The sequence below is a fragment of the Yersinia aldovae ATCC 35236 genome, from assembly GCF_000173735.1.
Taxonomy (GTDB): Bacteria; Pseudomonadota; Gammaproteobacteria; order Enterobacterales; family Enterobacteriaceae; genus Yersinia; species Yersinia aldovae.
The window spans coordinates 33022-58215 of record NZ_ACCB01000029.1; the positions used below are offsets into that span (position 1 = coordinate 33022).

A 25194-nucleotide genomic window follows, 5' to 3' on the forward strand; every position below is an offset into this window, starting at 1 on the left:
AAGTTGGCTCCCTGATGGGAGCCACTGCAAACGAAACAGTTTTGTCTTGATGATTTGGTGGTCAGACCTGTTCCGTGTGCTGTAGTTTTTGACGCATTCTTGATCTATTGGTAACTCATGAACCCCATCGTAATAAACAGGCTACAGCGGAAGCTGGGCTACACTTTTCAACAGCAGGAACTCTTACTGCAAGCACTGACTCATCGTAGCGCCAGTAGCAAACACAATGAGCGTTTGGAGTTCCTGGGTGACTCTATATTAAGTTTTGTTATCGCCAATGAGCTGTATCACCGCTTCCCCCGGGTTGATGAAGGGGATATGAGCCGGATGCGGGCTACCTTGGTCAGAGGGAATACCCTTGCTGAAATGGCCCGAGAGTTTGATCTTGGCGAATGTTTGCGCCTTGGGCCGGGTGAGTTGAAAAGTGGTGGTTTCCGCCGTGAGTCAATACTGGCTGATACCGTCGAAGCGTTAATCGGCGGTATATTCTTAGACAGCGATATTCATACCATTGAACGGCTGATTCTCGCCTGGTATCACAGTCGATTAGAAGAAATCAGCCCTGGTGATAAGCAGAAAGACCCAAAAACGCGCCTACAAGAATACTTGCAGGGCCGTCATCTGCCATTACCCTCTTATCTGGTTGTGCAGGTTCGCGGAGAAGCACATGACCAGGAATTTACTATCCACTGCCAGGTGAGTGGCTTGAATGAACCGGTAGTAGGTACCGGCTCAAGTCGCCGTAAAGCTGAGCAGGCGGCAGCGGAACAAGCGCTGAAACAGTTGGAGCTTGAATGAGCGAAGTAGAAAAAACGTATTGTGGCTTTATTGCAATTGTAGGTCGTCCTAATGTGGGCAAATCTACGTTGCTAAATGAGTTGCTGGGGCAGAAAATCTCCATCACCTCGCGTAAACCGCAAACCACACGTCACCGTATTATGGGTATCCATACTGAAGGGCCATATCAGGCCATTTACGTTGATACCCCAGGGCTGCATATTGACGAAAAACGTGCGATTAACCGATTGATGAATCGCGCGGCAAGCAGCTCCATTGGTGATGTGGAATTAGTGATTTTTGTGGTCGAAGGCACCAATTGGACTGCCGACGACGAAATGGTGGTGAATAAGCTGCGCAGTTTAGAATGCCCAGTTTTATTAGCCATTAATAAAGTGGATAACGTTACAGACAAAACCAAGCTGTTGCCGCATATCCAGTTCTTAAGCCAGCAGATGAATTTCCTTGATGTCGTGCCTATCTCTGCTGAGAAAGGGATGAATGTGGATACCATTGCCAGCATCGTGCGCAAGCATATGCCGGAAGCGGGTCATCACTTCCCAGAAGATTACATCACTGACCGTTCCCAGCGTTTTATGGCGTCAGAAATCATTCGTGAAAAGCTGATGCGTTTCCTGGGTGAGGAGTTGCCTTACTCGGTGACGGTGGAAATTGAGCAGTTTGTCCCTAATGAGCGCGGTGGTTATAATATCCACGGCCTGATTTTGGTTGAGCGCGAAGGCCAGAAGAAAATGGTCATCGGCAACAAAGGTTCAAAAATCAAAACCATCGGTATTGAAGCCCGCCACGACATGGAACAAATGTTCGAAGCGAAAGTGCATCTTGAGCTGTGGGTTAAAGTGAAATCAGGCTGGGCAGATGACGAACGTGCATTGCGCAGCTTAGGCTATACTGACGACCTGAAATAAGTGTCGCCAATGGAGGGGTGGCAACGCGCATTTGTCCTGCATGGGCGACCTTACAGTGAAACCAGCCTGATGCTGGATTTATTCACTGAAGGGGAAGGCCGTATCCGGGTATTGGCAAAAGGTGCGCGAGGTCGTCGCTCCAACTTAAAAGGCTGCTTGCAGCCTTTTACACCACTGTTAGTCCGTTGGGCTGGGCGTGGTGAAGTCAAAACATTACGCAGTGCTGAACCGGTATCTTTGGCTCTCCCATTGACAGGTTCTATGTTGTACAGCGGCTTATATGTCAATGAGCTGCTCTCTCGCGTGTTAGAACATCAAACCAATTACTCCGCGCTATTTTTTGACTATCTGCATTGCCTGCAAGCACTGGCTGGCAGCGATGGATCGCCTGAATATGCTCTACGTCAGTTTGAATTGGCGATACTGGCGCATCTGGGTTATGGCGTGGATTTCCTCCATTGTGCGGGCAGTGGTGAAGCGGTGGCGGATACCATGACGTATCGTTATCGTGAGGAGAAAGGCTTTATCGCCAGTCTGGTGGTCGATCACTACAGTTTTACCGGCCGTCAATTATTGGCTCTGGCTAACCGTGAGTTTCCCGATGCGGAGACGCTGCGTGCTGCCAAACGTTTCACCCGTATTGCCCTCAAGCCTTATTTGGGGGGGAAGCCACTCAAAAGTCGTGAATTATTTCGCCAATTTGTGATCAAGCCTCCAGCCGACCCTGTGCCATAACGTTCAGCCTCGCTTTTTTAAACCGCCGGTATCAACTTTCCTACGCTGTGACCTATCCGCTGCCAGCTCACTCGGTGTAAACTGCGCAATAGTAACGCATTTGATGGCATGTCTATTTACATGCTTATTAACCTATTAAAGATGCATCCATATCCGGAGGGCTGTCATGGCTGATTTGTTGCTGGGCGTTAATATTGATCACATCGCGACACTACGAAATGCACGCGGAACCATTTACCCTGATCCTGTTCAGGCTGCATTCATCGCTGAACAAGCCGGAGCTGACGGTATTACCGTGCATTTACGGGAAGATCGCCGCCATATCACTGATCGGGATGTGAAGATCCTGCGTCAAACTATTCAGACTCGCATGAATCTGGAAATGGCGGTTACCGACGAGATGGTTGATATTGCGTGTGAACTACAACCGCATTTTTGCTGTTTGGTGCCGGAAAACGCCAGGAAGTGACTACCGAAGGTGGGTTGGATGTTGCCGGTCAGATCGATAAAATGACTATTGCGATCAGCCGGTTATCCAAGGCGGGCATTCTGGTTTCGCTGTTTATCGATGCTGATATGCGCCAAATTGATGCCGCTGTTGCGGTCGGAGCACCTTACATCGAAATCCACACGGGTGCTTATGCCGATGCCGCCTCAGATTTGGTTCGCAAGGCTGAACTCGCACGGATAGCGCAAGCGGCGATCTATGCTGCCAGCAAAGGTTTAAAAGTGAATGCGGGTCATGGTCTGACTTACCATAATGTGCAACCCATAGCCGCCTTGCCGGAAATGCATGAGCTAAATATTGGTCATGCAATCATTGGTCAGGCGGTAATGACCGGTCTTGCGGCGGCGGTTAGTGATATGAAAGTGTTGATGCGGGAAGCGCGTCGTTAATGGCTATTCTCGGGTTAGGTACTGATATTGTTGAAATATCAAGGATTGAGGCGGTAGTGGAGCGCACCGGTGAAAGGCTGGCACAACGTATCCTCAGTCCTGCGGAATTACAGCATTATCAGCAGCACCAGCAGCCAATCCGTTTTCTGGCCAAGCGCTTTGCGGTCAAAGAAGCGGCTGCCAAGGCATTTGGTACTGGTATTCGCAACGGATTGGCCTTTAATCAATTTGAAGTGGTTAACGATGCGCTGGGCAAACCGACACTGCGTTTGCATCAGCGGGCAGCCGAATTAGCGGCGGAGCTGGGGGTCAAATCCCTCCATGTGACGCTAGCCGATGAACGGCGTTATGCCTGCGCCACGGTGATTATTGAAAGCTAGGGCCAGTATTGGCCGCAAGTTGTGATGACAGGATATCGGGGCGTGCATGGCAATGCCGCCCTTTTTACGGTGCGCCGGTATAAGCTGTTGGTATCAAAACGATTATCGCGGGGGATTATAATCGGTCGGCATGATGCAGTTGGACAAATTTATCCCATAGCTGCTCGTTGCTCTCAACCCAGGCTGGATCGATAGCAATAGTATTATCAATAGGGCAGACCAACTGACAGGTTGGCGTTTCGTAATGGCCGACACATTCGGTACAGCGCATCGGGTCAATCTCATAAATGTCTGCACCCATAGAAATTGCCTTGTTCGGGCATTCCGGCTCGCACATGTCGCAATTGATACATTTACGAGTGATCAACAGAGCCATGATTCCTCTTACCTTCGCTTGGGGGATGCTCAACAGCGGAGGATTATACCTCTCTGGTGCCCTTAGACCAGTCTTTTCACCAACGCTGCACTGTGCTTAATATTTGCCTGCGCACTTTCAAGGTCTTGCTGAATCATCGCCATAAATAGTAGATCGGTCAGCGCATATTGTGCCGTGCTGGACGAGATAGCGGCACTGCGAATCACCGGCTCTTCTGAGATAGTATATAAGCAGTGGTCTGCCCGCTGTTGTAGGTTATTGGGGGAAAAACTGGTGAGAGCCAATACCTTGGCACCACGGCGCTGTGCCTCTTCCGCTGCCAGATTTACCTCGCGGCGCTCGCCACTAAATGAGATGGCTAACACTAAATCTTGCACATTCAACGCCTGCACCACCGCCAGTTGTACATGCATATCTGTTTCCGATACGGCGACCACGCCAATTTTCAGTAACTTATAAGCCAGGTCTTTGGCCACCAAACCAGAAGCACCAATACCAATCAAAATCACCTTTCGCGCGGTACGCAGCATCTCTAACGCCTGTGTAAGACGTTGTTCACTATTGATATCCAGCGTGGCGCGTAATGCGGCAGTTTTTTCACTGAGTAATTTTTCGCCCACCGTTTTTAAGCTATCGGTACTTAGGATCTGGTTATGCAGTGTGACCGCCTGAGGTGGCGAGGCCACAATTTCACTCAGAGCCAGTTTTAGCGCTGGAAAGCCTTTATAACCTAACTTCTGGGCGAATTTGACTACGGCTGATTGGCTGACACCGGTCTGTTGCGCCAACTTTTGTGAACTAAGGTGCCGCGCCTGCTCAGGGTTGGACAGTAGGAAGTCGGCCAGCTTACGGTCATTTTGTGCCAGCGTAGGGTAGATCTGGCGAATGCGAAGAAGACTGCTCATAAATCAGTTCCTGAGTGCGGGAAGAACATAATGATATCGGTAAAAATCAAGATAAAGCGCCAGTAACGGAGCATAACATCCTTTTTTTGTGATCATTCAATGAATGGCGCAAGAAAACATTCGCTTTAATGAATATTATATTCAATTATAAAAATATAATTGTGAATTAAAAATTCAAAGAGGACATATCATGAATCTGGGCACGTTAGTTTCTGAAAGCCGTAACCCGGCAACAATGGCGCTGGACAAACTCTCTACACTGGCAATGCTGACCTGCATTAACGATGAGGATCGCAAAGTACCCGAAGCCATTCGTTTGGTTTTACCGGCGATTGCTCAGGCGGTTGATCTGACGGCTGAGGCATTAAAACAGGGCGGGCGACTGATTTATTTGGGGGCAGGAACCAGCGGGCGGCTGGGGGTGTTAGATGCCTCTGAGTGCCCGCCGACTTTTGGTGTACCGCATGGCATGGTGATTGGCCTGATCGCCGGTGGCCCCGGTGCGTTACTGAAAGCGGTTGAAGGTGCTGAGGATGATATGGCTCTTGGTGCAAAGGATTTGCAAGATTTACAACTTACGGCAACCGATATGGTGGTCGGGTTGGCCGCCTCAGGACGCACGCCTTATGTGATCGGTGCTTTACGTTATGCCCGCGCGCTAGGTTGCCCGACAGCCGCCATTTCCTGTAATCCAGATTCCCCTATCGCGCAGGAAGCGCAGGTGGCGATTTCGCCCGTTGTGGGGCCAGAGGCACTGACCGGTTCGACCCGGATGAAGTCGGGTACGGCGCAGAAATTGGTACTCAACATGTTATCCACCGGAGCGATGGTCAAGCTGGGCAAGGTCTACCAGAACCTGATGGTGGATGTGAAAGCGACCAATGTAAAGTTGGTCGATCGCGCTTGCCGTATTGTGGTTGAAGCCACGGGTGCCAGCCGTGCTGATGCCGAGCACGCCTTGGCGCAAACAGAATATGAAGTTAAACCGGCCATTCTGATGATTCTGAAAGGGATCAGCGCTGAACAGGCCCGTCAGAGTTTGCAGCAGCATAATGGTTACTTACGCGCAGCGCTGTAAGGCTTACACTCAGGGGAACGGCTATGGATAAGTCAACACTATTGGCAACACAAATACTTGCAGGGATTGGCGGTGAGGGAAATATTCTCAAACTTGAAAACTGCATGACGCGGGTGCGTATTGTGGTGAAAGATGAACAATTGCCCGATTTAGCCGCGCTAAAACAGCTAACAGGGGTGAAGGGTTACATCAAGCAGGGTGACCAGCATCAGCTGATTGTCGGCCCTGGAGCAGCATCAAAAGTGGTTGATAGTATGCGTTCCCTGATAGGGAATCGGGCAGCGGACACCGTGGTTGCTCAGGATGATATCAGCCGTAATAAGGCGCAGGCCAAAGCCAAATATGCAGCCCCTATGAGCGCAGCCTTGAGGCAAGTGGCTAATATATTCATCCCAATTATCCCCGCATTTATTGCTTCAGGTTTGATTATGGGGATAGTTAACTTACTGAAACGACCTGATATCTCCGGTGATTTGGCATTGCAGTATCCAAATCTGCTAGGCCTGCTCGCCATCTTCGGTAGCGCTGTGTTTGCTATTATGAATATTCTGGTGGGGGTGAATGCGGCGAAAGTCTTCGGTGGCTCACCGGCGATGGGCGGAGTGATGGCCGGCATTCTGACCAGCCCGGCATTGGCGCAAATTACCTTATCCGGCGAGGCATTGCAGCCGGGGCGCGGCGGTGTCATTGCCGTCTTGTTGGTGGTGGTGCTGATGTGCTGGCTGGAGAAATGGCTACGCCAGCGCTTGCCAGAGTCCATCGAGCTTATTGTTAACCCATTGCTGACCACCTTGATAACCGCTTCACTGGCAATTGTAATTTTGCAGCCTCTGGGGGGCTATATCTCCGATGGGATTACCCACGGTGTCAATCTGGCCATTGATCACGGTGGGTTACTGGTTGGGGCGTTGCTATCCGGCCTCTTCCTGCCATTGGTATTGACCGGCTTGCATCAAGGGCTGGTACCTATTCATGTGGAGTTGGTTCAGGCACATGGATCTAACCCGTTGCTACCAATACTGGCGATGGCAGGTGTTGGGCAGATTGGCGCGGCATTGGCCGTATTAATGAAAACCCGTAATAGCCGCTTGAGGAAGGTGATTAAAGGGGCATTACCCGTCGGGGTATTAGGTATCGGTGAGCCACTGATTTTTGGTGTGACGCTGCCGCTGGGTAAACCGTTTATTGCCGCGTGTTTAGGCGGTGCGGTGGGCGGGGCGCTAATCAGTTATTGGAAAGTGGCGACAGTCATTACCTTTGGTATTTCGGGTTTGCCACTTGCGCTGACTATTATCACAGGCAAAGTGATGTTGTATTTAGTGGCGATGATTGTCACCATACTGGCAGGTTTTATATTCACCTGGCTTATGGGATTCAATGATCCTGAGGAGTGATTTTTGAGCGTTGAGCAAGCTAAACCGCAATCAGAGCGTGCCAAACGGATTGTCTTTTTTGATTTAGACGGCACGCTGCACCAGCAGGATATGTTTGGCAGTTTTTTGCGTTTTCTGTTGCGCCATTTGCCACTGAATTTGTTGCTGGTAATCCCTGTACTGCCGGTTATTGGTTTAGGATTATTGGTCGGTGGGCGCTGCACCCGCTGGCCGATGAGCCTGCTGTTGTGGGCCATTACCTTCGGGCGGCGGGAAGCGCACCTGAAAGATTTAGAGTTGCGTTTCGTGAATGAATTCCGCCAGCAAGTAACCGCATTTCCAGTGGTGATGATGCGGTTACGTCAATATCTGGCAAGCGATGAGGCTGAAGTGTGGTTAATCACCGGTTCACCGCAACGGCTGGTGGAGCAGGTTTACCACGATTCAACCTTTATCCACCATTTGCGTTTGGTCGGCAGCCGCATGGCGCGGCGTAATGGCGGATGGGTGTTACCGCTGCGCTGCCTTGGGCCGGAAAAAGTGGTGCAATTGGAGCAACGTCTGGGGGCGCCGCTGAAACTCTACAGCGGCTACAGCGACAGTAAACAGGATAACCCGTTGCTATATTTCTGTGAGCACCGCTGGCGGGTGAGTAAAAATGGTGAATTACAGCAATTGGAATAACAACAACGGCTGTGATTCACCTGGTTAATCGGCGGTTTGGGCCTTAATGAGTGAGGTCGTTGTCATGATGACCGAGCTGCCAGATCCGCTCTGCGTGGCGGCCCAGCAGCCACAAACTTACCCCCAGCAGCAGGAAGAAGATAGTTTTTGGCATCGCATCCCAGAAGAACTCAAAGAAGCGGGTATACAAGTTGATGGCGAGGAATGTCAGGCCAAAGCCACGTAACATGGCATCATCTTGCTTTAGCCCCAGCCAGATTGCCGCGCCAGCGGCGATGGCAAACAGTAAGCTCCAATGCAGTAGCTCTATCTGGCGCACTTGGTACCAGTGGTCCAGGTCACCGTAATTGCCGAAAATAGACAATATCCATAAGGCGATAAACAGGTAAAGTAGCCCCATAGCTTGTGAAACGCGGTCTAACCGGCGTTGCGCTAATTGAGGTTGCAGTGACAGTGCGGCTGCACAAAGCAGCAAGCCGAAAGCGATAAAGCGGATTGGGTAACTCATTCCCAGCCAGTAAGCGCCCCAACCGGATAAATAACCGGTTTCTGCCCCGAAGGCATTACCCAGCGACAGCAAGGCAAACAGCCATACCAACGGGGATCGGCCAAACCAGCCCACCAGGCCGTAGATAACCGTGCCGAGCAGCAATAATAGCGAGATACGGCCACTGCCATTATCCAGCCAGATACCCAACTGGCCGATGGCGGCTGCGGTCATTATCACACCGAGAAATAGCACCGCTTCATTACTGTACAATTTGCTGGGATTGCGCTGACGGCGACGAAAGCCCCACAGATAAAAGGCGGCAGCCAGTACGCCGGTGACTGCGACCCGTACCGGGGGATCGAAGCGGAAAAACTGGCTTATCCAGGCGAGCAAGAACGTATCCGCCATCAGGCTGCCAATGGCGATAATCAGTGATGCCAGTGCGGCAAGGAAGGCGTAACCGGCTAATCTGCGCCAGTCAAAAGGCTGAACATCAATATTTTGTAACAGGCGTTGGTGCTCTTCTTCAGGAATGACGCCCTCACTGGCCCATCCATTCAGGGTCTTACGCACCACCGCGGCATTTTTCTTGCTGAGCTTCATGTATTTGCCTTCTCATGTTTCTATCCTGGCGGAACATTAACCGATCATTATGAGCTGAGCTACCTTATAGTGAAATTAGAGGTTATAGCGCTTGCCGCTGGCTGTGTATAATGCACGCCGCAAAAGTATCTGAGAGGTTAATGTGTCTGCTGATAAAAATATGTTTTCTGAATGTGATTCATCTGGTGGAGACAGTGATGAGCACTGGATGCGGTATGCCATGATGCTGGCACTGCGAGCGCAGGAAGAGGGCGAAGTCCCGGTAGGTGCGGTTTTGGTACTGGATAATCAAATGATTGCTGAAGGATGGAACCGCTCCATTAGCGATAATGACCCGACCGCTCATGCGGAAATTATGGCGCTGCGGCAAGGTGGGCAATTGCTACAGAATTATCGCTTGCTGGATGCCACTTTATACGTGACCTTAGAGCCTTGTGTGATGTGTGCCGGAGCGATGGTTCACAGCCGAATCCGCCGCCTGGTGTATGGTGCCAATGATTTGAAAACCGGTGCTGTTGGATCGCTGGTGGATATTTTGCGCCATCCTGGGGTGAATCATCAGATAGAGATAAGCGCCGGTGTGCTGGCGGATGAGTGTTCACAGCAGTTAAGTGCTTTTTTCGTCAACGGCGCGCGCAGAAAAAAGCGTTGAAACTCGCGCAGCGGGAAAACCCTGAACCGCGCGAGATGTAAGTAAAGATAAGTGCTAATTATTGATTGACCAACCTGGCTCGACGACCGGATAAGCTTTGCCCAGTTCAGCTTCAATCGCGGCACTTTGCGCTGCTTTCTTCTCTTTTCCTGTAAATATCCTACCAAACTGTCCTGATAACGGCGGATGTTCTCCACATAATTATAGGCTTCATGACCGCGAGCATAGCCATAAGTGGTGCTGGGGTAGTAGCGCTTCTGACTTAACATCGGCAGGCGCATTTTGACGTCAACCCAACTATCTGGATTACCGTTTTGATTTTTAGTCAGACGGCGGGCATCCAGCATGTGGCCATAACCGAGGTTGTAAGCGGCCAGTGCGAACCAGATTTTTTCATCTTCAGGAATGGTTTCCGGCATCTTTTTCATCAAACGCTGTAAATATGTGGAACCACCTTTGATACTCTCCTCGGGATCAACTCTGTCTTTAACCCCCAGGCCACTGGCGGTTGCACGAGTCAGCATCATCAGGCCACGTACACCGGTAGGGGAAGTGGCTTGCGGATTCCAGTGCGATTCCTGATAGGCAATTGCCGCCAGTAAGCGCCAGTCAATTTCCCCGGCGTGCTTTTTGAACAGTGGCCGGAAAGTCGGCAGCACGTTATCGATGGCCGACAAGAAGGTTTTAGTGTCGACATAATCAAAGCTACCCACATGGCCCAGATATTTTTCTTCCAACCGCGCCAGACTACCGTCTTCCACCATGTCACTATAGAAGTCGAGCATCGCGGCATACAGGCTGTCATCTACTCCTTGCTTGAAATACCAGGTGACCGGTTCTTCATCGGTGACATCAAAAGCCACCGCCAATTGTGGATGGACGCGCTGTAACAAGGCAATAGTTACCGAATCGCCGAGGGTGTAGTCGAGTTTGCCATCCGCGACCTGCTCCAGTAACTCTTTACCTGAGCGATCAACGGATGATCCCCATTTGAGATCAGGGTATTTGCTCTCTTTAAGCTGTTTCAATGCGGTCATGTGGGCAGAGCCGGAGGCCACCACCAACTGACCTTTCAGGTCGCTGAATGATTTTGGCCGTGGCGTTCCCAGCCGGTAGACCAACTGCTGCGAGACTGAATAGTAGGCAGGGCCGGTGCGCGCCCGGTTGAGGCGCTCACTATTATAGATAAGCCCGGCGGCCAGCATGTCGGCGTCATTGCTATCTAAGGCGTCAAACAAATCATCAATGTTATGACGAGGGGTGATAACCAGCTTAACCCCCAGATAGTCAGCAAAACGTTTTGCCAGCTCATAGTCAAGACCGGAAGGGCCATCCTTTCCGGTCGCATAGATCAGTGGAGAGCTGATGGTACTTACTCGCAGCTCGCCACGGGCTTTTATTTGGTCAAGTTGCCCCTCCTGGCCATTACGCCAGGGAATATTGGGCCACAGTGCAAGGGCCAGAAGTAAGGCAACTAGACCAATGACAAAGTAATTTAATTTTATGCGCGTCAAATAGTTATCTCTCGGCAGCGCTATTTTTGTGCTTGCAGGAAGCTAGATTCAACATGGTTAAATCCCCAGTGGAGTGGCATTTTGCGCAACAAAGCGTCAGTGTGCAACTTTATTGCGTGCTTATTTATCCCCATCGCCCTTCAAGTTGCAGGCGTGTTGGCTGTGTTCAAATCTGCTCTGGGCAGATTTGTCACGCGAATCATTTGTTTGCTGCCTTGCCGCCCACCGGTATCTCGACGTCACTTGGGTATATCCAGTATTGGTATTCTCTCTATAACGACAATTTCTAACGCAATTATTAATAATAGCTACGCAAACGGTTTCGTCGGAGCCATAGATTCACTATAATAGCGCGCGTTTTCCCCTGTTTTGCGTCAATGAATGCTGCGCCCAATGAAGTGCTGTTCCCGTCACTTCGAAGAGAGAGAAACTTAGATTATGGAAATACTGCGTGGTTCGCCCGCTTTGTCGGCTTTTCGTATTACCAAACTGTTGTCCCGCTGCCAGGATGCTCATCTGCCAGTAGATGATATCTACGCTGAATATGTTCATTTTGCCGATGTTAGCGCACCACTGAGTGCTGATGAACACGCCAGACTCCAGCGGCTACTTAAATATGGGCCATCTCTCCCCGAACATGCGCCAGAAGGGCGTTTGCTGCTGATCACGCCAAGGCCGGGAACTATCTCTCCGTGGTCTTCCAAAGCCACTGATATCGCTCATAACTGTGCATTGCCGCAGGTTCTGCGTCTGGAACGTGGTTTGGCCTTCTATATTCAAGGCCCGAATCTAAACGAAAGCCAATGGCAACAATTAGCCGCCTTACTGCATGACCGCATGATGGAAACGGTGTTTACCGATTTACAACAAGTAGCGCAGTTATTCTCTCATCACCAGCCCGCTCCGGTACAACGGGTGGATATTCTCGGGCAGGGCCGCAGTGCCCTGGCGCAGGCCAATAGTAAATTGGGCCTGGCACTGGCACCGGATGAAATAGACTATCTGCTGGCGGCCTTCACCGGTTTGGGGCGCAACCCAACCGATATTGAACTTTATATGTTCGCTCAGGCTAACTCTGAGCATTGCCGCCATAAAATCTTTAATGCAGATTGGGTCATTGATGGCGAAGTTCAAGCCAAGACGCTGTTTAAAATGATCAAAAACACCTTTGAACACACACCGGATTACGTCTTGTCTGCTTATAAAGACAATGCAGCGGTGATGGAAGGTTCTCAGGTTGGCCGCTTCTATGCTGCGCCAGAAAACGGCGTGTATGGTTTTCATCAGGAGGCCGCACATATCCTGATGAAAGTGGAAACCCACAACCACCCGACGGCTATTTCACCGTGGCCAGGGGCTGCCACCGGTTCTGGTGGTGAAATTCGTGATGAGGGTGCCACCGGGCGCGGTGCTAAACCAAAAGCCGGTTTAGTCGGTTTCTCGGTTTCCAACCTGCGTATTCCGGGCTTTGAGCAGCCGTGGGAAGAGAATTTTGGTAAGCCAGACCGCATTGTGACCGCACTGGATATCATGACCGAAGGCCCATTGGGCGGCGCGGCATTTAACAATGAATTTGGTCGTCCGGCGTTGCTGGGTTACTTCCGTACTTATGAAGAGCGCGTAAACAGTCACAACGGCACTGAGCTACGTGGCTACCATAAGCCCATCATGTTGGCGGGCGGGATCGGTAATATCCGCGCTGATCATGTGCAAAAAGGCGAAATTACCGTAGGTGCCAAGCTGGTGGTACTCGGTGGCCCATCGATGAATATCGGTTTGGGCGGCGGTGCGGCTTCTTCTATGGCCTCCGGTCAGTCTGATGCAGATTTGGATTTTGCCTCGGTACAGCGCGATAACCCAGAGATGGAGCGGCGCTGTCAGGAAGTGATTGACCGCTGCTGGCAGTTGGGTGAGCACAACCCGATTCTGTTTATTCATGATGTGGGGGCCGGTGGTTTATCGAATGCCATGCCGGAACTGGTCAGTGATGGTGGCCGTGGTGGGCGCTTTGAACTGCGCGACATCCTTAACGACGAACCGGGCATGAGCCCGCTGGAAGTGTGGTGTAACGAATCTCAAGAGCGCTATGTCATGGCCATTGCCCCGGCACAGATGGCGCAGTTTGATGAGATTTGCCGCCGCGAGCGTGCGCCATACGCCGTCATTGGTGAAGCGACTGAAGAGCAGCATTTGACGGTGAACGACCGCCATTTCGACAACCAACCGATCGATATGCCGCTGGATGTCCTGCTGGGCAAAACGCCAAAAATGCTGCGTGACGTGAGTCGCTTGCAAGCGCAGGGCGAAGTGCTGCAACGGGCTGATATCAGTATCGCTGATGCGGTTAAGCGGATTATGCATTTGCCTGCGGTGGCCGAGAAGACCTTCCTGATCACCATTGGCGACCGTAGCGTAACCGGTATGGTGACCCGTGACCAGATGGTTGGCCCGTGGCAAATTCCGGTGGCCGACTGTGCGGTGACCAGCGCCAGCCTCGACAGCTATTATGGTGAAGCGATGTCGCTGGGTGAACGTGCGCCAGTCGCCTTGCTGGACTTTGCTGCCTCTGCTCGTCTGGCGGTTGGCGAAGCACTGACCAACATCGCGGCCACCCAAATTGGTGAACTGAAACGCATTAAACTGTCTGCCAACTGGATGTCTGCCGCAGGTCACCCAGGTGAAGATGCCGGTTTGTATGATGCGGTGCGTGCGGTAGGTGAAGAGCTGTGTCCGGCACTGGAAATTACCATTCCAGTGGGCAAAGATTCTATGTCGATGAAAACCCGCTGGCAGGAAGGTAATGAGCAGCGCGAGATGACCTCGCCGCTCTCCTTGGTGATCACGGCCTTTGCCCGTGTTGAAGATGTTCGCCATACCGTAACACCGCAATTGCGCACTGATATGGGTGATAACGCGCTGTTACTGATTGATCTGGGCGCGGGCCACAATGCACTGGGGGCTACGGCGTTGACTCAGGTTTATCGTCAGTTAGGGGATAAACCGGCGGATGTGCGGGATGTGAAACAACTGGCTGGCTTCTTCAACGCCATGCAACATTTAGTGGCCAGTCAGTCGCTGTTGGCCTATCACGACCGCTCTGACGGCGGCTTGTTGGTCACACTGGCTGAAATGGCTTTTGCCGGCCATTGTGGTGTGGATATCGATATTCAATCTTTGGGTAACGATGCGCTGGCTACCTTGTTCAACGAAGAGTTGGGTGCCGTCATTCAGGTGCGTGCCGGGCAGCGTGGCGAGGTAGAGCAACTGTTGGCCGACCACGGTTTAGCAAATTGCGTTCACTATCTGGGCCACGCTGTTGAAGGTGATGTCTTTGATATCCGCAGTGGCACTGAGGCGATATACAGCGAAAAACGCAGTACCCTGCGCTTGTGGTGGGCTGAAACCACTTGGCAGATGCAGCGTCTGCGCGATAACCCGGATTGTGCCGATCAAGAGCATCAGGCGAAACAGGATGAACGCGATCCTGGCTTAAATGTGAAACTGACCTTTGACCCGTCACAAGACATTGCCGCACCTTATATTATCAAGCAGGTTCGGCCAAAAGTGGCAGTGCTGCGTGAGCAAGGGGTGAACTCCCACGTTGAGATGGCTGCTGCCTTCCACCGCGCTGGTTTTGATGCGGTTGATGTACATATGAGCGACTTGCTGGCAGGGCGCACTGATTTGCAATCCTTCCAAACGCTGGTGGCTTGCGGCGGTTTCTCCTACGGTGACGTGTTGGGTGCGGGCGAAGGTTGGGCGAAATCCATTTTGTTCAACGACCGTGTGCGTGATGAGTTCAACGCTTTCTTCCATCGCCCTGAAACACTGGCGTTGGGTGTTTGTAATGGCTGCCAGATGATGTCTAATCTGCGCGAGCTTATTCCGGGTGCTGAGCACTGGCCACGCTTTGTCCGTAACCTGTCAGACCGCTTTGAAGCGCGTTTCAGTTTGGTTGAAGTGGCAAACAACCCATCACTGTTTATGCAGGATATGATTGGTTCACGGATGCCAATTGCGGTTTCACATGGTGAAGGGCGGGTTGAAGTGCGTGATGCTGCACATCTGGCGACATTGGAGCAGAACAATCTGGTGGCGCTGCGCTTTGTCAATAACTACGGTGTGGTCACAGATCAGTACCCAGCTAACCCGAATGGTTCCGCTAACGGTATTACGGCGGTCACCAGTGCCAGTGGACGAGCTACGGTAATGATGCCGCACCCTGAGCGCGTCTTCCGTACTGTCAGTAACTCATGGCATCCAGAAGAGTGGGGCGAGGATAGCCCGTGGATGCGCATGTTCCGTAATGCGCGCAAGCAATTAGGGTAAATTGATTGGTTTTGAGTATGAAGGAGGGGCATCAATTGATGCTCCTTTTTTATTTACGTCACGCACTGAAATAAATTTCCACTCTCAAATGAATAGACAGTGCAGATACTGCTGTTTTCTTTAACACTACTTATCATCCGAATGACTTGATAAATACCCTACATAATTTATTAACCGTTTTGCGGATAATTCTATTAATAAATATGGAAAGGGAAGGGGTTATTGCGGGGATAGCAGGAATAAAAAGACCGGGTTACAAATAGGTTTCTGATGTGATTTTTGTCCTTTTAAGCGGATTTTAAAACCAAAAAACTGACTCACCAACTTGTACCTTAATACAGCAAAACACTGAGTTATGTGCTTTACTCAGAGTAGTCATTGTATTTACTGCGGTTACGATAAGTATTTAGAATTTTTGGTTACCGTTACCGCCATTTTCAGTACGTTACCAATACACAATTTCTATTTTACGCGCCGAATCTGCGCAGTAAAAGCCAAAAAGGAAGGTTGTATTATCATGACTCAGATTTTCACATTAACCTTATCCCCTTCGTTAGACAGTGCGACGACGACTCCTAAAATCTACCCTGAAGGAAAGCTACGCTGTACGGCACCTATTTTTGAACCCGGAGGGGGAGGAATTAATGTCGCACGCGCGGTTGTCTATCTGGGGGGGCAAGCAAATGCAATTTTTCCTATTGGCGGCCCGACCGGAGAATACCTGAAAGAATTGCTTGATAGAGAAGGTATTCATACAGAAACGCTGAAAACGCAAGATTGGACACGACAGAACATGCATGTCCACGTAAACAATAGTGGTGAACAATATCGTTTTGTTATGCCAGGGGCACGACTCAGTGATGACGAGTTTGATCTGCTGGTGCTGCAAGTATGCAACATCCCCTCAGGATCGATTCTGGTAATCAGTGGCAGCTTGCCGCCAGGTACGGCTATTGAGAAATTAACTCACCTGGTTCGGCAGGCTCAAGCGATGGGACTGCAATGTATTATTGATAGTTCAGGCGATGCATTAAAAGCCAGCTTGGATTTGGGCGGGCTGGCATTGGTAAAACCTAATCAAAACGAGCTATCGACTCTTATCGGGCGGGCATTGGAGCACCCCGATGATGTACGCAGTGCTGCTATGGAGTTGGTCAAACGCGGTGCTGCTGAGCGGGTCGTGGTATCGCTTGGGCCACAGGGGGCGCTGGCCGTCGATCGTGATAATTGTGTACAAATAGTGCCTCCGCCGGTGAAAAAAATGAGTACCGTTGGCGCTGGGGACAGCATGGTTGGTGCGATGACACTGAAACTGGCAAATGGCGCAGATCTGCTGGATATAGTCCGTTTTGGCGTTGCAGCCGGTAGTGCTGCGACACTGAATCTGGGCACTCGCCTGTGTTCATTGGAGGATACTCAACGGTTGTATGATTATATTTGCAAGAGTTTGAATCATCCTGTTCGTGGGTGATTCAGCTATGCGAAACATCTGAAAGAGCAGGGTTGGAATCGTCTGTCGTTGCTTAGGTTCTTAATATACACCCGCCATTATGAGTTTTTGAGTGTGATAGGGGGTATCGGTTAGCACCCCCTTTTTACATGCAATTTTAGCTATTATTTGAATATGAGAGGATAAGTCTTTCTCGTTGATACTTTTTCATTGTTATAAACTTCTATCACCAAAACATAATCTCCGGCTATCATATTTTCCAGATCTAAGGCGATGTTTTTGGAAGAATGATTACTGAATCCAGAGACTTCATGGTAAATAATGTTTTCATCATTTATTACATGAACATAATAACTGACAAGTTCAGTTGAGTTTAGGGTGAAAGAAATATAGCTCTCGCCATTGGTCAGCCGATAGCTATATTGCAGGTTGCTCACTTCAAATTGAGGCGGGTTGGCACTTTCCGGGGTGTGGATATAATCTATCTTTTGTACCCTTTGTGGCACATGGCTTGGCGGTATTGATAATAGATTTTTTGCAGCAGGTATACTCTGGATATTCATTAAGAAAATCAGTATTGCTGCGATGAGTGTTTTATTTATTTTCCTCATATTAACCTCGATATATTTTTAACGTACCGTTGGTCACTATCCGTTAGCTTCAAAAGTGAAATAATTTAATGTCATAGGTTTTACTCGCACTTTGGTGGTTTCTCATGGGGAGCCGAGGACAAGAATCAGCATGACTTATTTGTAATAATGATGAAATCTCATAATTTATGGCGTGATAATGATTTCAACGACATCGCTATGCAGTGATGTGTTGAGAGGGGTAAATGGATAAAAGGTGGCATGGTTATAATTTTAACTTTTTGATTTTACTGGTTTTTATTTAAAGTGTCGGTAAAGTGCGACAACGGGGATAGAGATTGTCTCAAAAAGGAGACATTTAACGTAATGATTTATATGTATTTTATTATATGTGTCATTAGGTGTCGGGAATTAGCGACAAAACAACGATAACCCTACCGACTTGATAAAGGATTAGGTGGAGGTTATTTGTTCGTAAAGTAAATTTGTGATTAAAATCAGTTTGTTATGATTGATATCAAAAACTTGGCACGTTATCTGCATTGTTATCCTCAGTTGCTCATTCAACTCTTTATGATAGTCCCGCGTTTAGGCGGAATATGCGCTTCATAAGCCACCGAATGATGCCAAAGACTGGTACCTATCGTCCAACCAAATCGATATCGTGTGAATGCACATTATCAAACATCGGACGACACGTTGAGTTAGGTGCCGCCTATGTCCTGCGGTGATGAACTGTTCATCAACTTTGGACATGTCTGGATGCTATTCGTCTCATCCTCCCGATGATTGCTTCGGCTTCATCAAACTGGAGACGATATTTAAGGGCATCCAAATATTCTGTGACGGGGCAATTTATTGCCCCGTTGTCACATCTATACCGTCATACTCCAAGCTGCATGTGCGTTGGCTGCGTTCGTTACTCGGCCCATCCATCGGCCTCATCTCGTTGAGGCTGCTGCGAGCAGCGTTCAAATCTGCTCCCGGCAGATTGGTCACCCGAATCACTTATTCATGCTCATCGGGATTAATGAGCCTCTTTGAGGCTCACCCTGCGGGCTAACATAAATGCTGTTCAAATCGCTCTGCGACCGATTCGTCTCTCACTTGCCACCTTCCTGAACTCGAATTATTTAGGGTATATTATGGTCAAAGACAAGCTAAACTCTCTATTTTTACTGCAATTAATGATAAAAACAGGCCTGATGATGATTCTGACGATAATGGACAAGCCACATTAATTAAAAGCACTTTGCTCAAAGCCAAGTGCTTTTTTTATCTCAGCTCTGGTTAGATCATGTTAATTGAGGGACAGGCATTGTAATCCTGGCAAAGTCAGTTAGCATCACAACAGAATGATAGGTAATGAGATGATTTCGTTGAAAAGATGGCGTTTATTCCCCCGTTCTTTACGTCAATTAGTGCTCATGGCATTTCTGTTAGTGCTGTTGCCCTTATTGGTGCTGGCTTATCAAGCTTATCAGAGCCTTGACCATCTCAGCACCCAGGCGGCCAATATTAATCGCACCACGTTGGCAGATGCCCGGCGCAGTGAGGCCATGACCAGTGTGGCGCTTGAAATGGAGCGCAGCTATCGCCAATATTGTGTTCTGGATGATGCAACCCTGGCGAAGCTCTACCAGCAACAGCGTAAACAGTATGCGCAAATGCTTGATACACATGCAACAATCCTGCCTGATGCCCGTTACTATCAGACGTTACGTGAGCTGCTAATGCAACTTTCTGATATTCAATGTAAAAATAGTGGGCCGGAACAGAATGCCTCTGCTTTGCTGGAGAAGTTTTCTCGATCGAATGCCGAAATGGTGCAGGCCACGCGCGATGTGATTTTCTCTCGTGGGCAACAACTGCAAAAAGATATCGCTGAACGTGGGCAATTCTTTGGCTGGCAGTCACTGTTGCTGTTTTTGGTCAGTGTCATGTTGGTAGTGCTATTCACCCGAATGATTATCGGCCCGGTTAAGGGAATTGAACGAATGATTAACCGGTTAGGGGAAGGGCGGCCCTTGGGGAATACGGCACTGTTTAAAGGGCCGCGTGAGTTACGTTCACTGGCACAGCGCATCATCTGGCTTAGTGAACGTTTGGCCTGGCTTGAATCACAGCGTCACGAGTTTTTACGCCATATCTCCCATGAGCTAAAAACGCCGTTGGCCAGTATGCGTGAGGGCACCGAGTTACTGGCCGATGAGGTTGCCGGGCCATTAACTTCAGATCAAAAAGAAGTGGTGGCTATCCTTGATAATAGCAGCCGCCATCTGCAATTGTTGATTGAACAGTTGCTCGATTATAACCGTAAATTGGCCGATGGCCCCGGTGAGCTTGAGAATGTAGAGCTGGTTGAAATGGTTGAAGATGTGATTGCTGCACACAGTTTACCGGCCCGGGCCAAGATGATTCGTACCGAGACTGACTTGCACGCAGACATTTGTTGGGCAGAACCGACATTATTGATGCGGGTATTAGATAATCTCTACTCCAATGCGGTGCACTATGGCGAGGAATCCGGTACCATTTGGATTCGCAGCCGTGAGGTGAATAATCGGGTGCAAATTGATATTGCGAATACCGGGGTACCTATCCCGCAATCAGAAGAAACAATGATATTTGAGCCTTTTTTCCAAGGGAGCCATCAGCGAAAAGGGGCCGTCAAAGGCAGCGGATTGGGGCTGAGTATAGCTCAGGACTGCATCAGACGTATGCAGGGTGACTTACAATTGGTTACCGTGGATTATGCCGCAGTTTGCTTCCGTGTAGAATTGCCATTAACCGCTGAGAATGAATAAATAATGTACAACTGGTCTATGAGCTGCGTTATTAAAAAGACCGTCTCTTTGTCATACCAGACATCAACCAGAGCCAATAAGCTGGTGGGTCGACTCGGTTCGGGTATTTTTTGGCGAGCGTTATTGCTGGCCCCACTATTACTCACCGGGTGTACCGATAAGCCTAACGGCAGCCGCTTTTCACAAGCGGTTCAGATGGTGATACCGGAAACGAAAATCGTTGATTATCGAACCCTCTCTTGCGATGTCTTGTGGGGGCTGGATGATAAAGAGACGCTGGAGAACTCCCTTTATTGGCTACGAGCGATGGATTGTGCCGAGCGTCTGGGTTCAACTCAAGCTCGGGCTTTAGCGAAAACATTGCCTGTTATGACCTGGTCTGCTGCGTTTAAACAGGGCATTCTGGTCAGCAGCGCTGATCCGTCGCTGTCAGAGCGGCGTCAGGTGGTTGAGCGGCTAAATAGTTACAGCCAAAGCTTTCCAGGCGCGGTGCGCCAACTGATTCAGTTGTGGCGCGAGCCGCAGGTATTGCGTATCTCGCTGGCAGAGGAGCGCATACGCTATCAGCGGCTGCAAGATGAATCTGACGCCCAAATTGATCGCCTGCGCGAAAGCCAGACCCGGCTGCAATATAACTTATTGGATACTACCCGTAAGCTGGAAAACCTGACCGATATTGAACGGCAGCTTTCATCACGCAAGCAGTTGCAAAATGAAATTCCGGAAGCCGATGCTGATAACAAAGTCGCTGTGCCAAAACCGGTGGAAGTCAAACCTCAGCCAAAAGCAGAACCTGCAAAACCAGCAGAAGCTAAGCCTGTGGAGGTTAAGCCATTAGAGGCTAAACCGACTGAAAGCACGCCCGCAGAGGTTAAACCCGCGCAAACGGTGGTGCCCTCTGGCAATCAGCCCGCAGCACCTGCACTAGCAAAACCGGCAGATACTTATACACCGCCTGCGGTGACACCAACGGATGTTCCACCTGCCTCCAATAAGGACACTCATGACACCACGCAAACCGGCCAATCTACTGCTGGTTGATGATGACCCAAGTTTACTTAAGCTTTTGGGGATGCGTCTAACCAGTGAAGGATTTAATATCACCACGGCTGAGAGTGGCCAGGAAGCTCTGCGTCTGCTAACGCGTGAAAAGATAGATTTGGTTATCAGTGACTTGCGCATGGATGAAATGGATGGCATGGCGCTGTTCGTCGAGATTCAGAAACATCAGCCGGGGATGCCAGTGATTATTCTGACGGCCCACGGCTCGATACCTGATGCGGTTGCGGCAACCCAGCAGGGGGTGTTTAGCTTCCTAACCAAACCGGTTGATCGCGATGCTTTATATAAGGCTATTGATGCGGCATTGGAACTTTCCATTCCTGCCGGTGATGATAGCTGGCGTGAATCGATTGTTACCCGCAGCCCGGTAATGTTGCGCTTGCTTGAACAGGCAAAAATGGTGGCGCAATCTGATGTCAGCGTGCTGATTAACGGCCAAAGTGGTACCGGTAAAGAGGTCTTGGCGCAAGCCATTCATGCTGCCAGCCCGCGAGCGAAAAAAGCGTTTATTGCGATCAACTGCGGTGCATTACCAGAGCAGTTATTGGAGTCCGAACTCTTCGGCCATGCCAAGGGTGCGTTTACCGGCGCAGTCAGTAGCCGTGAAGGGTTATTCCAGGCAGCAGAAGGTGGCACGCTATTTTTAGATGAAATCGGCGATATGCCGTTGTCATTACAAGTAAAATTACTGCGAGTGCTACAGGAGCGCAAAGTGCGTCCATTGGGTAGCAACCGCGATTTGAGTATTGATGTACGGATCATTTCGGCGACTCACCGTGATTTGCCTAAAGCAATGGCGAAAAATGAATTCCGCGAAGATCTCTACTACCGTTTAAATGTGGTCAATTTGAAAATTCCGGCGCTGCATGAGCGCTCGGAAGATATTCCGCTGTTGGCCAACCATCTGTTGCGTGAATCAGCCAAACGCCATAAGCCATTTGTGCGTAGCTTCTCAACCGATGCCATGAAGCGGCTTATGACCGCCAGTTGGCCGGGTAATGTCCGCCAACTGGTCAACGTGATTGAACAATGTGTGGCATTGACCTCTGCGCCGGTTATCAGTGAAGCGCTGGTGGAACAGGCATTGGAAGGCGAGAACACCGCATTACCGACCTTTGTCGAGGCGCGCAATCAATTCGAATTGAATTATCTGCGTAAACTGCTACAAATCACTAAAGGCAATGTGACTCAGGCTGCCAGGATGGCGGGGCGTAACCGCACTGAATTTTATAAATTGCTGTCACGTCATGAGCTAGATGCCAATGATTTTAAAGAATAATTTATACCCGTCATACTTCAAGCTGCATGTGCGTTGGCTGCTTTCGTTCACCCGAATCATTGACTGGCGTCAACTCATCGGGACTCTCTCGTTTGCCGCCTTCCTGCAACTCGAATTATTTAGGGTATATATATTATTTATCAATAAAATGTTAGCTACAGGCACACTGATAACCGAGTTTAAATCCCATGAGCAGAAAACTTTCCATTGCGTTAGCCCAGCTAAATTGGCTAGTCGGCGATATCGAAGGCAACACTGAACGTATGTTGCAAACCTTACATGAGCAGCAGAAGGCCGGAGCTGACCTGGTGATGTTCTCCGAGCTGGCTTTGTCCGGTTATCCGCCCGAAGATCTGCTGTATCGTGATGATTTCTATCAACGTTGTAAAACGCAGTTGGATCGTTTGCAGGCAGCAACCCAGCACACTGCCGTATTGGTAGGGCACCCGTGGCGTGAAGCGGGCAAGCTGTATAATGCCTTGTCCCTGTTTGCCGAAGGCAAATTGCTGGGGCGTTACTTTAAACAGCAACTGCCTAACTACGGTGTTTTCGACGAAAAACGCTATTTCTCAGCGGGTGACAAAAGCTGCGTGGTTGAGCTGAAAGGTTATCGCCTGGGGCTGCTGATTTGTGAAGATTTATGGTTCGATGGCCCGGTTGATGCGGTTAAAGCTGCGGGGGCTGAAATTGTATTGTCGATCAATGCCTCGCCGTATAACCGCGAAAAACCCTATATCCGCAAAACGCTAATGGCCGCTCACTGCCAGCGTACCGGCTTGCCATTGGTGTATCTCAACCAGATAGGCGGGCAGGATGAACTGATTTTCGATGGCTGTTCCAAAGTATTCGATGCTGCCGGTAATATGACCCATCGTCTGGCGGCATTTGCTGAGCAAACCACCTTATTGCAGTTCAATGGGTGTGAAGTAGTGCCAATGACGGCACCGGTGGCTGAGTTGCCCCCATTGGCGCAGGTTTACGAAGCGCTGGTGTTGGCGGTGCGTGATTACGTGACTAAAAATGGTTTTAATGGCGCGGTGCTAGGCTTGTCCGGCGGGATTGACTCGGCACTGACACTGGCGATTGCCGTGGATGCGCTGGGTAAAGATAAGGTTCAGGCCTTGATGATGCCGTTCCGTTACACCGCTGATATCAGTATCGCGGATGCCAAAGAAGAGGCTGAAATTCTGGGAATTGAGTTCGATGTGCTCTCCATCGAACCGATGTTTGATGCCTTTATGAGCCAATTGTCGCCGATGTTTGCTGGCACCGCGCGCGATACCACCGAAGAGAATCTTCAGGCGCGCTGTCGTGGTGTGGTGCTGATGGCCTTGTCCAACAAACGCCGCAGTATTGTATTAACCACCGGTAATAAAAGCGAAATGGCCGTAGGTTATGCCACGTTGTACGGTGATATGGCGGGCGGTTTTGATGTGTTGAAAGATGTACCTAAAACGCTGGTATTTAAACTGTCGGAATACCGTAATACCGTTTCATACGTGATCCCGCAGCGGGTCATTACCCGCCCACCGTCTGCTGAGCTGGCTCCAGATCAGAAAGATGAAGACAGCCTGCCACCTTATGATATTTTGGACGAGATCCTCGAAGGATACGTCGAACATGATAAGTCAGTCACCGATTTGGTCGCTGACGGCTTTGATGAAACTATTGTGCGTAAGGTCATCCGTCTGGTCGATATCAACGAATATAAACGGCGTCAGTCAGCTGTCGGGCCACGTATTACCGCCCGCAACTTTGGCAAAGATAGACGCTATCCGATTACATCAGGCTTTGGCCGCAAGAATTGGTAAAATAGGGATTCACCATGAAAAAAATTGACGCGATTATTAAGCCATTCAAACTCGATGATGTCCGTGAGGCGCTGGCTGAAGTCGGTATCACGGGCATGACGGTCACAGAAGTAAAAGGTTTTGGCCGCCAGAAAGGGCATACCGAACTGTATCGTGGCGCGGAATATATGGTGGATTTCCTGCCAAAAGTAAAAATCGAGATTGTTGTTGCTGACGATATCGTGGATACCTGTGTAGAAACCATCATGCAAACGGCTCAGACCGGTAAAATTGGCGATGGTAAAATCTTTGTTTTTGATGTCTCCCGTGTGGTACGTATTCGTACCGGTGAGCAGGACGAAGAAGCGATTTAAATTCTGCATATTTAAGTCATCAATAAAAAGCCCGTTTGGTTTCCACGAACGGGCTTTTTTACACCTAAATACCCTTAAACCCGAAGTAATTGGAGTTGTAGTCGGCAGCAAGTGAACAAA

General features: G+C 49.8%; 18 protein-coding genes and 3 pseudogenes. 16 read left to right on the plus strand and 5 right to left on the minus strand.

The features are described 5' to 3' along the window. The first annotated feature begins 117 nt into the window (after positions 1 to 117). The 5 genes and pseudogenes from rnc (at position 118) to acpS (ending at position 3718) form a co-directional block, all read left to right on the plus strand. Positions 118 to 798, plus strand: coding sequence for a ribonuclease III (gene rnc, locus YALDO0001_RS13715; RefSeq protein WP_004703998.1), 681 nt, complete (start codon positions 118 to 120; stop codon positions 796 to 798). Next, positions 795 to 1706, plus strand: coding sequence for a GTPase Era (era, locus tag YALDO0001_RS13720; RefSeq protein WP_042548012.1), 912 nt, complete (start codon positions 795 to 797; stop codon positions 1704 to 1706). Before rnc ends, era begins: the two co-directional genes overlap by 4 nt. Positions 1707 to 1715: 9 nt before the next feature. Continuing rightward, positions 1716 to 2441 carry a DNA repair protein RecO gene (gene recO / locus YALDO0001_RS13725; protein ID WP_042548013.1) on the plus strand — a complete coding sequence of 242 codons (726 nt, stop codon included), beginning with the start codon at positions 1716 to 1718 and terminating at the stop codon, positions 2439 to 2441. Positions 2442 to 2607: 166 nt separating this feature from the next. Further along, positions 2608 to 3338 (plus strand): annotated as a pseudogene (gene pdxJ, locus YALDO0001_RS13730) (pyridoxine 5'-phosphate synthase). Beyond that, the gene (gene acpS, locus YALDO0001_RS13735) at positions 3338 to 3718 is read left to right on the plus strand and encodes a holo-ACP synthase (RefSeq protein ID WP_042548015.1); all 381 of its coding nucleotides are present in this window, start codon (positions 3338 to 3340) and stop codon (positions 3716 to 3718) included. The pseudogene pdxJ and the gene acpS overlap by 1 nt, the downstream one beginning before the upstream one ends. A 115-nt stretch (positions 3719 to 3833) precedes the next feature. Here the strand turns inward: acpS and YALDO0001_RS13740 are convergent, their stop codons facing one another. Together YALDO0001_RS13740 and YALDO0001_RS13745 are read right to left on the minus strand one after the other, a co-directional pair. Further along, entirely contained in the window at positions 3834 to 4094 is a 261-nt protein-coding gene (locus YALDO0001_RS13740) for a YfhL family 4Fe-4S dicluster ferredoxin (protein ID WP_042548016.1), read from the minus strand. A 62-nt stretch (positions 4095 to 4156) separates the two neighbouring features. Beyond that, positions 4157 to 4999, minus strand: a complete 843-nt coding sequence (locus YALDO0001_RS13745; RefSeq protein WP_004704004.1) for a MurR/RpiR family transcriptional regulator — start codon at positions 4997 to 4999, stop codon at positions 4157 to 4159. A gap of 190 nt (positions 5000 to 5189) precedes the next feature. Between YALDO0001_RS13745 and murQ the strand changes: the two genes are divergently transcribed. Genes murQ through yfhb form a run of 3 tightly spaced genes read left to right on the plus strand, consistent with a single transcriptional unit; the run spans position 5190 to position 8134 of the window. Further along, complete coding sequence (murQ, locus tag YALDO0001_RS13750) at positions 5190 to 6077, plus strand: N-acetylmuramic acid 6-phosphate etherase (protein ID WP_004704005.1); 888 nt, start codon at positions 5190 to 5192, stop codon at positions 6075 to 6077. A 23-nt stretch (positions 6078 to 6100) separates the two neighbouring features. Next, complete coding sequence (locus YALDO0001_RS13755) at positions 6101 to 7471, plus strand: PTS transporter subunit EIIC (RefSeq protein WP_004704006.1); 1371 nt, start codon at positions 6101 to 6103, stop codon at positions 7469 to 7471. A gap of 3 nt (positions 7472 to 7474) precedes the next feature. Next, a complete protein-coding gene (yfhb, locus tag YALDO0001_RS13760) occupies positions 7475 to 8134 on the plus strand; it encodes a phosphatidylglycerophosphatase C (protein ID WP_004704007.1) in 660 nt (219 codons plus the stop codon). Positions 8135 to 8177: 43 nt separating this feature from the next. Here the strand turns inward: yfhb and YALDO0001_RS13765 are convergent, their stop codons facing one another. Further along, on the minus strand, positions 8178 to 9227 hold the full coding sequence (locus YALDO0001_RS13765; RefSeq protein ID WP_004704008.1) for a hypothetical protein: 1050 nt from the start codon (positions 9225 to 9227) through the stop codon (positions 8178 to 8180). A gap of 160 nt (positions 9228 to 9387) precedes the next feature. Between YALDO0001_RS13765 and tadA the strand changes: the two are divergent. Next, positions 9388 to 9920: pseudogene (tadA, locus tag YALDO0001_RS13770) on the plus strand (tRNA adenosine(34) deaminase TadA). Positions 9921 to 9933: 13 nt separating this feature from the next. Here the strand turns inward: tadA and mltF are convergent. Continuing rightward, positions 9934 to 11393: pseudogene (mltF, locus tag YALDO0001_RS13775) on the minus strand (membrane-bound lytic murein transglycosylase MltF). Between the two features lie 438 nt (positions 11394 to 11831). Here mltF and purL point away from each other — a divergent pair. Continuing rightward, a complete protein-coding gene (purL, locus tag YALDO0001_RS13780) occupies positions 11832 to 15722 on the plus strand; it encodes a phosphoribosylformylglycinamidine synthase (protein WP_004704011.1) in 3891 nt (1296 codons plus the stop codon). A 517-nt stretch (positions 15723 to 16239) separates the two neighbouring features. Continuing rightward, positions 16240 to 17193, plus strand: coding sequence for a 6-phosphofructokinase II (pfkB, locus tag YALDO0001_RS13785; protein WP_004704012.1), 954 nt, complete (start codon positions 16240 to 16242; stop codon positions 17191 to 17193). 143 nt (positions 17194 to 17336) lie between these two features. Here the strand turns inward: pfkB and YALDO0001_RS13790 are convergent, their stop codons facing one another. Next, positions 17337 to 17783, minus strand: coding sequence for a hypothetical protein (locus YALDO0001_RS13790; RefSeq protein WP_004704013.1), 447 nt, complete (start codon positions 17781 to 17783; stop codon positions 17337 to 17339). Positions 17784 to 19132: 1349 nt separating this feature from the next. Between YALDO0001_RS13790 and YALDO0001_RS13795 the strand changes: the two genes are divergently transcribed. The 5 genes from YALDO0001_RS13795 to glnB all read left to right on the plus strand — a co-directional run bounded on the left by YALDO0001_RS13795 (position 19133) and on the right by glnB (position 25074). Then, entirely contained in the window at positions 19133 to 20569 is a 1437-nt protein-coding gene (locus YALDO0001_RS13795) for a sensor histidine kinase (protein WP_042840078.1), read from the plus strand. An 18-nt stretch (positions 20570 to 20587) separates the two neighbouring features. Then, on the plus strand, positions 20588 to 21610 hold the full coding sequence (qseG, locus tag YALDO0001_RS13800) for a two-component system QseEF-associated lipoprotein QseG (RefSeq protein WP_004704016.1): 1023 nt from the start codon (positions 20588 to 20590) through the stop codon (positions 21608 to 21610). Next, positions 21573 to 22910 carry a two-component system response regulator GlrR gene (glrR, locus tag YALDO0001_RS13805; protein WP_042840080.1) on the plus strand — a complete coding sequence of 446 codons (1338 nt, stop codon included), beginning with the start codon at positions 21573 to 21575 and terminating at the stop codon, positions 22908 to 22910. Before qseG ends, glrR begins: the two co-directional genes overlap by 38 nt. Positions 22911 to 23098: 188 nt before the next feature. Continuing rightward, positions 23099 to 24721, plus strand: a complete 1623-nt coding sequence (locus YALDO0001_RS13810) for an NAD+ synthase (RefSeq protein WP_004704018.1) — start codon at positions 23099 to 23101, stop codon at positions 24719 to 24721. A 14-nt stretch (positions 24722 to 24735) separates the two neighbouring features. Next, entirely contained in the window at positions 24736 to 25074 is a 339-nt protein-coding gene (gene glnB / locus YALDO0001_RS13815; protein WP_004704019.1) for a nitrogen regulatory protein P-II, read from the plus strand. Positions 25075 to 25194: the final 120 nt, after the last annotated feature.

What these genes read in the sequence shown, in the direction of transcription:
- rnc (WP_004703998.1), top strand. Translation starts at nt 118, where the DNA reads ATGAACCCCATCGTAATAAACAGGCTACAGCGGAAGCTGGGCTACACT.
- era (WP_042548012.1), top strand. Translation starts at nt 795, where the DNA reads ATGAGCGAAGTAGAAAAAACGTATTGTGGCTTTATTGCAATTGTAGGT.
- recO (WP_042548013.1), top strand. Translation starts at nt 1,716, where the DNA reads ATGGAGGGGTGGCAACGCGCATTTGTCCTGCATGGGCGACCTTACAGT.
- acpS (WP_042548015.1), top strand. Translation starts at nt 3,338, where the DNA reads ATGGCTATTCTCGGGTTAGGTACTGATATTGTTGAAATATCAAGGATT.
- YALDO0001_RS13740 (WP_042548016.1), bottom strand. Translation starts at nt 4,094, where the DNA reads ATGGCTCTGTTGATCACTCGTAAATGTATCAATTGCGACATGTGCGAG.
- YALDO0001_RS13745 (WP_004704004.1), bottom strand. Translation starts at nt 4,999, where the DNA reads ATGAGCAGTCTTCTTCGCATTCGCCAGATCTACCCTACGCTGGCACAA.
- murQ (WP_004704005.1), top strand. Translation starts at nt 5,190, where the DNA reads ATGAATCTGGGCACGTTAGTTTCTGAAAGCCGTAACCCGGCAACAATG.
- YALDO0001_RS13755 (WP_004704006.1), top strand. Translation starts at nt 6,101, where the DNA reads ATGGATAAGTCAACACTATTGGCAACACAAATACTTGCAGGGATTGGC.
- YALDO0001_RS13765 (WP_004704008.1), bottom strand. Translation starts at nt 9,227, where the DNA reads ATGAAGCTCAGCAAGAAAAATGCCGCGGTGGTGCGTAAGACCCTGAAT.
- purL (WP_004704011.1), top strand. Translation starts at nt 11,832, where the DNA reads ATGGAAATACTGCGTGGTTCGCCCGCTTTGTCGGCTTTTCGTATTACC.
- pfkB (WP_004704012.1), top strand. Translation starts at nt 16,240, where the DNA reads ATGACTCAGATTTTCACATTAACCTTATCCCCTTCGTTAGACAGTGCG.
- YALDO0001_RS13790 (WP_004704013.1), bottom strand. Translation starts at nt 17,783, where the DNA reads ATGAGGAAAATAAATAAAACACTCATCGCAGCAATACTGATTTTCTTA.
- YALDO0001_RS13795 (WP_042840078.1), top strand. Translation starts at nt 19,133, where the DNA reads ATGATTTCGTTGAAAAGATGGCGTTTATTCCCCCGTTCTTTACGTCAA.
- qseG (WP_004704016.1), top strand. Translation starts at nt 20,588, where the DNA reads ATGAGCTGCGTTATTAAAAAGACCGTCTCTTTGTCATACCAGACATCA.
- glrR (WP_042840080.1), top strand. Translation starts at nt 21,573, where the DNA reads ATGACACCACGCAAACCGGCCAATCTACTGCTGGTTGATGATGACCCA.
- YALDO0001_RS13810 (WP_004704018.1), top strand. Translation starts at nt 23,099, where the DNA reads ATGAGCAGAAAACTTTCCATTGCGTTAGCCCAGCTAAATTGGCTAGTC.
- glnB (WP_004704019.1), top strand. Translation starts at nt 24,736, where the DNA reads ATGAAAAAAATTGACGCGATTATTAAGCCATTCAAACTCGATGATGTC.